General features: G+C 64.8%; 8 protein-coding genes and 3 tRNA genes. 9 read left to right on the top strand and 2 right to left on the bottom strand.

Annotated elements, in window-relative coordinates; genetic code table 11:
• Positions 1-342 precede the first annotated feature (342 nt).
• The 7 genes from BBSC_RS11015 (at position 343) to BBSC_RS10985 (ending at position 7626) form a co-directional block, all read left to right on the top strand.
• A tRNA-Glu gene (locus BBSC_RS11015) sits at positions 343-415 on the top strand.
• 239 nt (positions 416-654) lie between these two features.
• Positions 655-727 (top strand) — tRNA-Glu (locus tag BBSC_RS11010).
• A gap of 39 nt (positions 728-766) precedes the next feature.
• Positions 767-841 (top strand) — tRNA-Gln (locus BBSC_RS11005).
• Positions 842-1290: 449 nt separating this feature from the next.
• The gene (locus BBSC_RS11000) at positions 1291-2331 is read left to right on the top strand and encodes a LacI family DNA-binding transcriptional regulator (protein ID WP_051923203.1); all 1041 of its coding nucleotides are present in this window, start codon (positions 1291-1293) and stop codon (positions 2329-2331) included.
• Between the two features lie 257 nt (positions 2332-2588).
• Positions 2589-4658, top strand: a complete 2070-nt coding sequence (locus tag BBSC_RS10995) for a glycoside hydrolase family 31 protein (protein WP_033519612.1) — start codon at positions 2589-2591, stop codon at positions 4656-4658.
• 46 nt (positions 4659-4704) lie between these two features.
• The gene (locus BBSC_RS10990; RefSeq protein WP_033519611.1) at positions 4705-6048 is read left to right on the top strand and encodes an ABC transporter substrate-binding protein; all 1344 of its coding nucleotides are present in this window, start codon (positions 4705-4707) and stop codon (positions 6046-6048) included.
• Positions 6049-6105: 57 nt separating this feature from the next.
• Positions 6106-7626: a metallophosphoesterase gene (locus BBSC_RS10985; RefSeq protein WP_046726059.1), complete on the top strand. Its 1521-nt coding sequence runs from the start codon at positions 6106-6108 to the stop codon at positions 7624-7626.
• A 74-nt stretch (positions 7627-7700) separates the two neighbouring features.
• Here BBSC_RS10985 and BBSC_RS10980 read toward each other — a convergent pair whose 3' ends face one another.
• Positions 7701-8495 carry an IclR family transcriptional regulator gene (locus tag BBSC_RS10980; protein ID WP_375713300.1) on the bottom strand — a complete coding sequence of 265 codons (795 nt, stop codon included), beginning with the start codon at positions 8493-8495 and terminating at the stop codon, positions 7701-7703.
• Positions 8496-8729: 234 nt separating this feature from the next.
• Between BBSC_RS10980 and leuC the strand changes: the two genes are divergently transcribed.
• Together leuC and leuD are read left to right on the top strand one after the other, a co-directional pair.
• Positions 8730-10133: a 3-isopropylmalate dehydratase large subunit gene (leuC, locus tag BBSC_RS10975; protein ID WP_033519609.1), complete on the top strand. Its 1404-nt coding sequence runs from the start codon at positions 8730-8732 to the stop codon at positions 10131-10133.
• Between the two features lie 58 nt (positions 10134-10191).
• On the top strand, positions 10192-10875 hold the full coding sequence (leuD, locus tag BBSC_RS10970) for a 3-isopropylmalate dehydratase small subunit (RefSeq protein ID WP_033519608.1): 684 nt from the start codon (positions 10192-10194) through the stop codon (positions 10873-10875).
• Positions 10876-11461: 586 nt separating this feature from the next.
• Here leuD and BBSC_RS10965 read toward each other — a convergent pair.
• A complete protein-coding gene (locus BBSC_RS10965; RefSeq protein WP_439099641.1) occupies positions 11462-12664 on the bottom strand; it encodes an IS110 family transposase in 1203 nt (400 codons plus the stop codon).
• Positions 12665-12874: the final 210 nt, after the last annotated feature.

Raw genomic sequence — 12874 nt, 5'->3', positions numbered from 1 at the left:
AGCGTTGACTTGCCGCTTTGCCAGGGTCCCCGTTATCGAGACGACCGGGAACCAGGAGAGCATGGGGGCGAGTTCTTGTGCAATCGTTCGTGGGACCATTGGATTCTCTCCTGTGGATTCATCAATAGGTATTGTGATAATTCATCAGTAGGGTTGATGATAATTCATCAGTAGGGCTTGGTGGGTGGGTAATTGGTCTCACGCTCACGTGCGATGAGTAGCCTGACCGAATTGTCAACCGATCGATCACCATGTGACACGCCGTGATTGACGGCGATCGGATGTTCCCGTACATTGTGTATTCGTCGCACGGCTCGCCGAGCGGCCGCGAAAACCGAATACGCCCCCATCGTCTAGCGGTCTAGGACTACGCCCTCTCACGGCGCCAACACCGGTTCAAATCCGGTTGGGGGTACGAAATCGAAGGGCCCCGACTGATTCCAGCCGGGGCCCTTCGCTGTCTTGGATGAGCGGCTCCGATCGGGATGTCATCGTGCGATCGAACCAAAGTGGCTGCGGTACCATGACCTCATGATGGTGTAAACCCTTGGAAAATAGCGCGACACGCCGTGATTTGCGCAGTGGTTGATACTCGCGTATATTAATCACCTGTTGCGCGGTTCATGAACTACGCAGCCAGTGAAAACTGAATACGCCCCCATCGTCTAGCGGTCTAGGACTACGCCCTCTCACGGCGCCAACACCGGTTCAAATCCGGTTGGGGGTACGACGCGGTGGCTCTTCGGAGCCGCGACGCCAGCCAAATTGGAGTGTGGTGTAATTGGCAACACAGCTGATTCTGGTTCAGCCATTCTTGGTTCGAGTCCAGGCACTCCAGCCAATGACCCTCGCGAAAGCGAGGGTTTTTTGTTTTTCCGAACAAAGTGGTTCGGCCGTGCCGGGAGGCATGAGGCATATGCGCCGGAGGGTGTGCTAGGCGCGCAGGCCGCCCAAGGCGCGATTTCTCGATCTCAGGGGTAAAAACAGGGGCCTGCAGGCCTCTTTCTGCGATGTGAGTGGTATCCCGCGCGTCGTTCGCGACTGAGTTTCAGGGGTTCTCGAGCGGCAATGGCGTGGTGGTGATCGGAGTCCTACCCCTCACATCGCCGAAAGAGGCATGCAAGGCCGTTTTTCTGCCCCTCAGATCGCTGATTATAGGGAGTCGGCAGGAATCGAGCATGGTATCTGGACGTTGTTGTTCGGTCGATCTTGCTCCGCGTGACGCGAGTATGGAGACTCGATATTCCTCCCGAATGACGCATCCCTTCCGCATGACGTATATTGAACAGCATGGTCACCATTACTGATGTCGCACGCGAGGCCGGAGTCTCCAAGACCACAGTCTCCTATGTGATCTCGCGCCCGTCGCGCGTGTCGGCGGAGAGCCGCGACAAGGTGCGCAGGGCGATGCGCAAGCTCGGCTATACGGTGAACCATGCCGCGCGTGCCCTGTCTACCGCGCGCAGCATGACCCTCGGCGTGCTGGCGCCCGCCGAGGACGAGGCTTCGATGTCGATCACCCGGGGCGCCTATCTGTGCGCGCTGTCGAACTTCGCCCGTCTGAAGGGGTACGATCTGCTGCTGCTGAGCGATCCGGACGGTGTCCGGGCGGTGCGGGACGCCGCGGACGCGCGCAAGGTCGACGGTCTGATCATCATGGACATCCGGCGTGACGATCCTCGGGTGCGCGCCGCCGTGGAAGGCGGGTTGCCGACCGTGCTGCTGGGCATTCCCGCCGATTCGATGGGTCTGGACGAAGTCGACACCGATTTCGAGCGTGCGGCGGTTCAGTTGGTCCGTCATTTCGCCGAACGCGGTCATCGCGACATCGTGCTGCTCCATTCTCCCGAAGGGACGGTGGATGGTGGCGCCAATTTCGCCGTGCGGTTCAGGCGGTCCGCCGTCGCGGAGGCGGAACGGCTGGGCGTGACGATGCGCGTGCCGGTCTGCGATGCGGACCGTGAAACCGGGGGAACGGCTGCGCTCCCCGGCGATCCCGGCGAGCGGCTGCGCCGCGCCTTGGAAGCTTTTCCCGAAGTCGCCGGGCTGATCATCGACGACGACAACGCGATCTTGGCCGCGCCCCAGGTGTTTCTGGAACTGGGCGTGCGCGTGCCGGAGGATATGTCGGTCGCGGTGGCGGTGCCCAATGCGCTGCGGGCGAGGATGAGGATCCCCTACACGGCGGTGGACATCGACCTGCAGTCGGTGGCGGAGGAGACCGTCGACACGCTGATCCGGCGCATCGACGACGCTTCGCGCCCCGCCATGACCCGTCTGATCAGCCAGCCGCTGTCCGACCGCGGGTCCGTGGCGACGGTGTCGCATTAATCGCTCTCGGTCTCGTTGCGTGGGCCGGCTTCCGGCATTGTAGGCGAGGCACGCTGGGCGTATTGCTATGGGATGATCCGTCGATATTTGTGAATCGGTTGGCAATAATTAGATTTTTGATTTGACAAACTATTTGCAGTGCTTTACGATTATTGGCGTGAACCGGTTCGCATCCGAGAGTGACGAGCGAACGAACGATGGAAGCAAGCGCCTCCCTTCGGGGGGTGGATATGTCAATGACGACAAGGAGCAACGCGATGGCAATCAGTGGATTCCGAGCAGTTGGCGGCGCGCTCGAATGGCGCGGCGAAGGAGAATACCTGCGCGTCGAGCCGTATGGCCGCAACGGCGTGCGTGTGCGCGCCTCCAAGAAGAGCCCGATCTCCGACGTGAACTGGGGTCTGATCTCGCCGGAGGGCATCGCTCTCGACGCGGGCGTGTCCATCGACGAGGCCACCGGCGACGCCGTGGTGCGCAACGGCGGCATCGTCGTCAAGGCCCACGCCTACCGTGCCGGCAACGATGGCGCCGGCTATACCGAAAACCTGTGCGAGCTGAGCTTCCACAACGCATCCGGCGACCTGCTGTTCAAGGAAATGCCGCAGAGCGGCGCCCTGAAGCTGCACGCGCGCTCATACCAGCCGGTCATGGGCGGCGCGCACGCCATCGAAGCCACCTTCGTGGCGCCGGAACACGAACGGCTGTACGGCATGGGCGAATACCAGCAGCATTATATGGACCTCAAGGGCTGCTCCTTCGAGCTGGCCCATCGCAACTCGCAGGCGTCGATCCCGTTCGTCGTCTCGAGCGCCGGCTACGGGTTCCTGTGGAACAATCCGGCGATCGGATCGGCGCAGTTCGCCAAGAACCGCACGCTGTGGCGCGCCGAATCCTCCCCGCAGCTCGACTACTGGGTGACGGCCGGTGACACCCCGGCGCAGATCGAATCGCAGTACGCCGACGCCACCGGCCATGCGCCGGCGATGCCGGAATGGGGACTGGGCTTCTGGCAGTGCAAGCTGCGCTACTGGAACCAGGACCAGGTGCTGCGCGTGGCCCGGGAGTTCAAGCGCCGCAACATCCCGATCGACGTGCTGGTCATCGATTTCTTCCACTGGCCGCATATGGGCGACTTCCGCTTCGAGCGCGAGTTCTGGCCCGATCCCAAGGCGATGTGCGCCGAACTGCATGAGATGGGCATCACGGTGATGGTGTCGGTGTGGCCGCAGATCTCGCTCAAATCCGAGAACTACGACGAGATGCGCGCGAACAACCTGCTGGTCAGCGCCGAGCACGGCATCGACGTCGGCATGATGTACCAGGAGCCCAACCAGTTCTACGACGCCACCAACCCGGAGGCCCGCGCCTACGTGTGGGACAAGTGCAAGCGCAACTATGTGGACCTCGGCGTGGACGCGTTCTGGCTCGACGAGGCCGAACCGGAGTACGGCACCTACGATTTCGGCAACTACCGCTACCATTCCGGCCCGAACATCGAAACCGGCAACATCTACCCGCGCGAGTACAACCGCGGCTTCTACGAAGGCCAGCTGGAGGCCCGCGGCGAGGACGACGTGGTCAACCTGACCCGTTGCGCATGGGTCGGCTCGCAGCGCTACGGATCGCTGGTCTGGAGCGGCGACGTCGGCTCCACCTTCGAGGACATGAAGGCGCAGATCACCTGCGGCATCCACATGGGCATGGCCGGCATCCCGTGGTTCACCACCGACATGGGCGGCTTCCACGACGGCGACGTCAACACCGGGTACTTCAAGGAACTGCTGGCCCGCTGGTGCGCATTCTCCTGCTTCTCCCCGGTGATGCGCAACCACGGGTTCCGCCGCGGCGAACAGCCCGACGGCTCGATGGTCGAGGCGATCACCGCCGCCGACGGGTCGCCGCGCGACGCCTCGGGCGTGGACAACGAGCCGTGGAGCTACGGCGAGGAGATCGAGCGCATCTTCGTCAAGTACATCGGCGTGCGCGAGGCCCTGCGCCCGTACACCCGCGAGCTGTTCGCCGAGGCGAGCCGCGACGGGCAGCCGCTGATCCGCGGCCTGTTCTACGAATTCCCGGACGACGCCGCGGCGGCCGACGTGGCCGACGAATACATGTTCGGCGCCGATCTGCTCGTCGCCCCGGTCACCGATTTCGGCGCCCGCGCCCGGAGCGTGTATCTGCCCGGGGACGCCTCGGTGACATGGACCGCGCTGCGCGACGGCGCGACCTACGCCGGCGGCCAAAGCGTCGACGTGGACTGCCCGCTCGACACGGTCCCGGTGTTCGCCCGCAACGGCGCGACCCACGGTCTGGACGGGCTGCTCTGACGGATAACCCGCCAACGTCGGCGGAACAACCAGGAAAGGAACAACCATGATGAAGTCAATGAGGACGATGAAGAAGGCGATCGCCGTCGCCGCGGCGCTGGCGATGGGCGTCGGCGCGCTGGCCGCGTGCGGATCGAGCACGAGCGGCACGAGCGAGTCGAAAGGCAAGGTGTACTACCTGAACTTCAAGCCCGAGGTCGCCGAACAGTGGCAGACCGTGGCGCAGGACTACACCGACGAGACCGGAGTCGAGGTCATCGTGGAGACCGCCGCGTCCGGCACCTACGAGCAGACGCTCAAGTCCGAGATGGCGAAGACCGACGCGCCGACCCTGTTCCAGGTCAACGGCCCGGTCGGGCTGGCCCGCTGGAAGGACTACGCGGCCGACATGAGCGACACCGAAGTGTACAAGCAGCTCGAGGACCAAGGGCAGGCGCTGAAAAGCGACGACGGCTCCAAAGTGCTGGCGGTGCCGTTCGTCATGGAGTCGTACGGCATCATCTACAACAAGGATCTGCTGAACCGGTATTTCGACGCCTCGTGGTCGTCGGTCAAGTCGCTGGACAAGCTGAACACCTTCGCCGCGCTGAAGACCGTGGCCGACGAGATCCAGGCGCACAAGGGCGATCTGGGCGTCAAGGGCGCGTTCACCTCGGCGGGCTTCGACTCCAGCTCCGACTGGCGCTTCAAGACCCAGCTGGCCGACGTGCCGCTGTACTACGAGTTCAAGGACAAGGGCCTCACCTCGCAGCCGGCGACCATCGACGGCACCTACCTCGACAACTTCAAGAACATCTTCGACCTGTATATCACCGGCTCCACCACCGATCCGGCGCAGCTGAGCTCCAAGACCGGCGACGACGCGAACTCCGAGTTCGCGCTGGGCGAGGCGGTGTTCTACCAGAACGGCACCTGGGCGTGGACCGACCTGAACAGCGCGGGCGTCGAGGCCGACAACGTCGGCATGCTGCCGATCTACATCGGCGCTCCCGGCGAGGAGAACCAGGGCCTCACCACCGGTTCCGAGAACTACTGGTGCATCAACTCCAAGGCGTCCAAGGACGACCAGCAGGCCACGGCCGACTTCCTCAAGTGGATGATCACTTCCGACGCCGGCAAGAACGCGCTCGCCACCGACATGGGCTTCAGCACCTCGTTCAAGACCTTCGACGACGTCTCGACCGACAACCCGCTGATCGACGAGTCGAAGAAGGACGTGGAGGAGGGCCGCGAATCCGTGACCTGGGTGTACACGATGATGCCGTCCGAGCAGTGGAAGAACGATCTGGGATCCGCGCTGCTCGAGTACGCGCAGGGCACCGGCGGCTGGGACGCCGTCAGGACCGCGTTCGTCGACGGCTGGGCCAAGGAGTACGCCGCGGCGCAGTGACACGATGAACCCCGAACCTTACCGTGTTCCCCAAGGTATCGCGGTAAGGTATTCGGTATGACCGAACTCTATGGGAATGATGGCGCCACGGGCGGCGGCAACGCGGCCGAAGCGGCGAATCCGCGCCCGAACGGGGCGCCCGTCGAAGGCGACGGGCGCCCCGTATCCGTGTCCGCGCGGCTGGGTCGCCTGCAGTTCCATCATTCCGGCAAATTCCGCGTATTGCAGTTCGCCGACATTCAGGACGGGCCGAAAGTGTCCAAGGACACGATCCGTCTGATCGAGACCTCGCTCGACGCGGCCCGCCCCGATATCGTCGTATTCAGCGGCAACCAGATCGCCGGATACGACCCGTCCTTCGCCGCCACGTTCCGCAAGCGGCGCTGGCGCGACGAGCAGGAGGCCGCCGGCGCGCAGTCCCCGCGCATCGGTTCGGGGGACCGCCTCTCCGAGAGCGGTTCGGCGTCCAAGCGCCGTGCCGCGGAGCTGGAGAAGACGCGCAAGCTGGCGCGCAAGGCCATCGGCCAGTTCCTCGCCCCGCTGATCAAGCGCGGCGTGCCGTTCGCCGTCACCTACGGCAACCACGATTTTCAGTGCGGGCTCGATGTGAATGAGTTCGACGCGATCTACCGGGAATTCCCCGGCTGCCTCAACGCCGCGCCGATCGATGCCGGGGTTGCGCCCGGCGCCGTTTCCGGTGCCGGGGCGGACGGCGAGGACATGGCCGCCGATTCCGCGGATCCTTTCGCCCCTTCCGAACCGCGGTCCTGCACGATGCCGCTGTCCGGGCTGGCCGACCAGCAGGTGTTTCCCTGCGAGCCCGGTACGCTCGCATTGCCGGTGATGGATGTGGAACGTACCCGCAACGTGCTGGCATTGGTATTGGTCAATTCCGGCGACTACGCGCGCGAGGGCGGTTACGGCAGCCCGTCGGGCGCGGCCCTGCGGTTCCTCGCGTCGATTCCCTCGCGCATCGGCACGCAATCGTTGGTGTTCCAGCATATGCCCCTGCCGCAGTACTATGAGCTGCTCACGCCGGCCGAGCCGAATGCGCCCGGCGCGATGCAGGGTTATCGCACATATGCGTCCGCGTACTACGTCATGGATGAGTCGAAGATGCAGCCCGGCAGCTATCTGGGCGAGGGCATCAGCTGCCCCGATGCCGATTGCGGCGAGTACGACGTGCTGCGCGGCCGCGGTGAGGCCGGCAAGGGCGAGTCCGGCAAGGCGGATGGGCGGCGCGGGGAGCGGGGCTATTTCGGCATCGTCGCCGGGCACGATCACCGCAACGGGTTCGTCGGCGAACTGGACGGCATGATGATGGTCGCCACGCCGACCTGCGGATTCGGGTCCTATGGGCCAGCGCCGGAGAAGCGCGCGGCCAGGTTGTTCGAGTTCGACATCCGCCACCCGCACAACCCGCGCACGCAGCTGCTCGAATTCGGCGACCTGGTCGGCAAACCCAGCTCCCGCAAGGCCTATTCATACGACATAGCCGACGTCAAGGCCGAGAGCGAAGGCATGAACCTGCTGCACAAGAAGAATCTCTGGGACTCGCTCAGAGGCCTGTTCGCGTAGATGCCTGTTGGCTCCCCTCTCTGAGGGGAGCATCACCGTGGGCGTCAAGTATTCATCGAGCAATCAGTGATCGCTCAGCGGCCGGCGGAAGCCTTGATGAGCGCGTCGGTGAGGTACTTGCCGGCGGCCATGACGAGCGGGGCGTAGCGGCGGCCGGGGGAGTTGCCCATGCGGCCGGACGGCCCGGAGATCGAGATCGCGGCGATCACCTGGCCCGAGGCGTTGCGGATCGGTGCGGAGATCGAGCACACGCCGTCCTCGCGCTCGTTCACGGATTCGGACCATCCGCGCTTGCGCACGGAGGCCAGCTTCGTCGCGCTGAACTTCGCGCGGCGAAGTCCCTGATGCAGGCGTTCCGAGTCCTCCCACGCCAGCAGGATCTGAGCGGCCGAGCCCGCTTCCATCGACAGCATCGCGCCGACGGGGATCGAATCGCGCAGGCCGGACGCGCGCTCGACGGCGGCGATGCACATGCGCTGGTCGCCCTGGCGGCGATAGATCTGCGCCGATTCGCCGGTGCGGTCGAGTAGCGTCTGCAGGATCGGGCCGGCGGCGGTCAGCAGACGGTCCTCGCCGGCGGCCGCGGCCAGTTCGGCGAATCGCGATCCAAGCGCGAAACGGCTGTGTTGATCGCGCAGCACGAAACGGTGGCGTTCGAGCGCAATCGCCAGCCGGTGCGCGGTCGGGCGGGCCAGTCCGGTGGCGGCGACCAGCTGACCGAGCGTGGCCGGTCCGGATTCGAGTGCGTCAAGGATCTTCACGGTCTTGTCGAGCACGCCGACGCCGGAATGGATCTCCCCGTCGTCTACGGGGAATGCCGTGGACTGGTCGTCCGTGGCTGGGGCGTCGTCAAGGGGCTCTTCGGCCATGGTTGCGTCTGCGTTGGAAGTCATAGTCGTCGATTATGCCATCTCACATAGTGAAACGCAAAATGACGTTTGCCGTGTTGTGTTGTAACGGCGATATCGGGGGTCGCCGGGCCGCTCCCGGCCGTCTCATATACCGGCCCCAAGCTCGTCGCGGCTGATGCGGAACCATAGGCTATGTACCACACAGGATGCGTAAGGGCAATACCTTATGCGAAGAAATTAGGAGGAGTCCGAATGGGAACGACACTGGCCGAGAAGGTCTGGGCCGATCATTTGGTACGCAAAGGCAGCGACGGAGCGCCTGATTTGCTGTACATCGACCTGATGCTGATGCACGAGGTCACCAGTCCGCAGGCGTTCGAGGGCCTGCGTCTGGCGGGGCGCAAGCCGCGCCACGTCGATCAGCTCATCGCCACCGAAGACCACAACACCCCGACGGTCGACATCGACCGGCCGAATCCGGACAAGACCAGCGCGCTGCAGCTGAGCACGCTGGAGAAGAACTGCAAGGAGTTCGGCGTGCGGCTGCACCCGCTCGGCGACGCCGATCAGGGCATCGTGCACGCCTTCGCGCCGATTCTGGGCCTGACTCAGCCGGGCATGACCATCGTGTGCGGCGATTCGCACACCTCGACGCACGGCGCGTTCGGCGCGCTCGCCTTCGGCATCGGCACGTCCGAGGTCGAGCATGTGATGGCCACGCAGACGCTGAGCCTCAAGCCGTTCAAGACGATGGCGATCAACGTGAACGGCGAGCTGCCGAAGGGCGTCACCGCGAAGGACATCATTCTGGCCATCATCGCGAAGATCGGCACGGGCGGCGGCCAGGGCCACGTCATCGAATATCGGGGCGAGGCGATCCGCAACCTGTCGATGGACGCGCGCATGACGATCTGCAACATGTCGATCGAGGCCGGCGCCCGCGCCGGCATGATCGCGCCTGACGAGACCACGTTCGAGTACCTGAAGGGCCGCCCGCACGCGCCCGAAGGCGAGATGTGGGACAAAGCCGTCGCCTACTGGAAGACGATCAAGACCGATGACGACGCCGTGTTCGACACGGTCGTCGACCTGAACGCCGAGGATCTGGCGCCGTACGTGACCTGGGGCACGAACCCCGGCCAGGGCCTGCCGATCACCGCGAACGTGCCGGTGCCGTCGCAGATCGCCGACGCCACCAAGCGCGCCGCCGCCGAGCGGGCGCTCGACTACATGGGCCTCGAGCCCGGCATGCGGATCAAGGACATCCCGGTGGACACCGTGTTCATCGGTTCGTGCACGAACGGGCGCATCGAGGATCTGCGCGCCGCGGCAGCGATCATGAAGGGGCAGCACAAGGCGAAGTCGATCCACCGCGTGCTCGTGGTGCCGGCCTCGTCCCGCGTGCGCCTGCAGGCGGAGGCCGAAGGTCTGGACCGGGTGTTCAAGGACTTCGGCGCGGAATGGCGCAACGCCGGATGCTCGATGTGCCTGGGCATGAATCCCGACAAGCTGGTGCCGGGGGAGCGTTCGATCTCCACGTCGAACCGCAACTTCGAGGGTCGCCAGGGCAAGGGCTCGCGCACGCACCTCGCCTCGCCGCAGGTCGCCGCCGCAACCGCCATCCGCGGCACGATCTCGTCGCCGGCGGACCTGTAGACCGCCCAGTTATCGGTTCCCCTTCCAAGGGGAGCCCGACAAGAAGGATTTTGCAACAATGGAAAAACTCACCACACTCACCGGCGTCGGCGTGCCGTTGCGCCGCTCGAACGTCGATACGGATCAGATCATTCCCGCGGTGTTCCTCAAGCGCGTGACCAAGACCGGGTTCGACGACGCGCTGTTCTACGCATGGCGCCGCAATCCCGATTTCGTGCTCAACCAGGAGGCGTACAAGAAGGGGCAGATCCTGGTGGCCGGCCCGGACTTCGGCATCGGATCGTCCCGCGAGCATGCCGTCTGGGCGCTGCATGACTATGGCTTCCGCGTGGTGATCTCGCCGCGCTTCGCCGATATCTTCTACGGCAACACCGCCAAGAACGGCGTGCTTGCGGCGATCATGCCGCAGGAATCGGTCGAACTGCTGTGGAAGCTCCTCGAGGAGGAGCCGGGCCGTTCGATGACCGTCGATCTGGAACAGCGCACCGTGACCTGCGGCGACGTGACCCTCCCCTTCGAGGTCAACGACTACACGCGCTGGCGCCTGATGAACGGCTATGACGACATCGACCTGACGCTGCAGCACGAGGACGACATCGCTGCCTACGAGAAGATGCGCGCCGAGAAGTTCCCGTTCAAGCCGAAGACGATTCCGGCCAAGCACCTGCCCGAGCAGCCCATCGCCTCCGCCCGCGAGCCCGAAGAGGATACGTGGCCGGGACCGTTGAGTGAGCGGAACTAGCGTTCCGTGCACCCTGTTGGGAGTCCGGTGGACTCCCAACAGGTCCCGGCCGAGGTGCGGCAGCGCCTCGGCAACGTCGGGCCTCGCCGCAGGCGAGTCCGTTATTGCGGACCGGGGCCGTTGCGCAAACGAACAGCGGCCCGCGCCGCAAGTCTGCAATACGAAGGTATCCGGCTCCCCTCTCTGAGGGGAGCTGTCGCCGCAGGCGACTGAGGGGAGCATAGCGGCGGCCCCGCGGCATCGAGCATTCGACCACTCTCCGGCGCTATGCGCCACCTCCCGCCAGCGGGAGGATCAATCTTCATTGACATTGCCGTGTACGCTGGGAAAGACTCGTGCCCCTACGCATGCAGGTGAAGTGGCATACGTTCATAGAGCCGTGTTGAGCGTTAATGAGGGTACCATCGAACGGTACCTGAAATGTGCATCAAGAAGTGAGGAACGTGGGGATGTCGGAAAACATTCACGGGGGGTGTTCCTATGTTTTTGTCAACTCTGTAGGGGTTGATGTCGGGATTTTGGCGGGTTGTTGTGGGCGTGCTTCGCCTTGCCGGTGGGTCCGGTGTTCTTGCTGGCCGTTCGGGTTTCAGGCTGCGAGGTCGGGTTCCTGGTAGAGGGTGCCGTTTTTGAGCATGCTGTAGATCACGTCGCGGCGTCGGCGCGCGAGGCAGATGACGGCGGCGTTGTGGTGCTTGCCCTGTTCGCGTTTGCGTTTGTAGTAGGCGATCGACGGCGGGTGCTTGGTGGATGCGACGAACGCCGTCTGCCATAATGCGTTCTTGAGTCGCTTGTTGCCCCGCCTGGAGGGCCGTTCGCCTTTGATGCTGGTGCCGGACTGGCTGGTGACCGGCGATATGCCCGCGTATGCGGCCAGATGGGCGGACGATTTGAAGTTGGCGATGTCGCCGCCGATGCCGAGGAGGATGCTGCTTGCGGTCCCGGCGCCTATCCCGGGCATCGACGTCAGGACCGTGGGAAGAGGGTGGCCCTCCAGGAGAGCCTCGACTTGGCGGCCGGCCTCGCGCCGCCGGTCCTTGATCGCCTTGATGTCGTGGGCGATGGAGGGGATGATGGTCTCGGCCATGAGGGTGCCGGGCACGGTGACGGTCTGCTCGCCGATCGCCTTGAACATGTCGTCGATGATGGCGCCGGCGCGCAGGCCGTTGGCCTTGGCCCACGCCCTGACCTCTTCGATGCCCATCGTTTTCATGCCCGCGGGCCCACCGTAGTGTTCGAGCAGGGCGAGCGTGGCGTCGCGCGTGATTCTCTCTCCCTTGAGCGCGCGTTCGAACGCGGGGTGGGTCTGCAGCAGCAGGCTCCGCAGGCGGTTGACGTGGCGGGTGGATTCGTGGGCGAGGTCCTCGTCGTGGCCGGAGAGCATCTTCAGCGCGGCGAGGGTCTCGTCGTCCGGGCCCGCGTCCCTGAGCGTCTCGGGCAGCTTGAGCGCGGCCCACGCGATCACGTGCGCGTCCCTTTGGTCGGTCTTCGCGGCTCCGGGCAGCAGCTGCGCGGTCCTGCGCATCGCGCCGCCGGGAAGGTAGGCGACCGTGATCCCCATGCTTCTGGCCACGGTCAGGGGCAGGGAGCCGATGGTGTTGGGCTGGTCCACGACCAGCAGCACGCGGCCGTGCTTGGAGAGCTTGCCCAGCATCGTGCGGATGGCCTTCTCGTCCTGCCTGACCGGCTTGTCGTACGGGGTGTTCCCGTCATGGTCGAGGGCGCAGGCGTGGTGCGCGCTCTTGCCCACGTCCAGGCCGACCCACACGTCGATGTCGTCCGGAGTCATCATCGTCTCTCCCGTCATGAAGGCTGCGCGGCCGCCGCGGGCTCGGAGGAGTCCTGACGCCCGTGCCGCATCCACATTACGACGAGACCTGCGCCATGCGCCCCAGCGCGTCCATGCGGCCGGCCTGGTTCCTATCAGCGGTCAGCGAGCGTCCCCGCTCCCGGCGACAACACCCCCCGGATCATCAACGACAGGGCGGGAAAGTCATACCGG

Origin of the sequence: Bifidobacterium scardovii JCM 12489 = DSM 13734, from assembly GCF_001042635.1 — a bacterium.
GTDB classification, from domain to species: Bacteria; Actinomycetota; Actinomycetes; order Actinomycetales; family Bifidobacteriaceae; genus Bifidobacterium; species Bifidobacterium scardovii.
The sequence above is the reverse complement of the archived record's forward strand: the minus strand, read 5'-3'. Positions and strand labels throughout refer to the sequence as shown.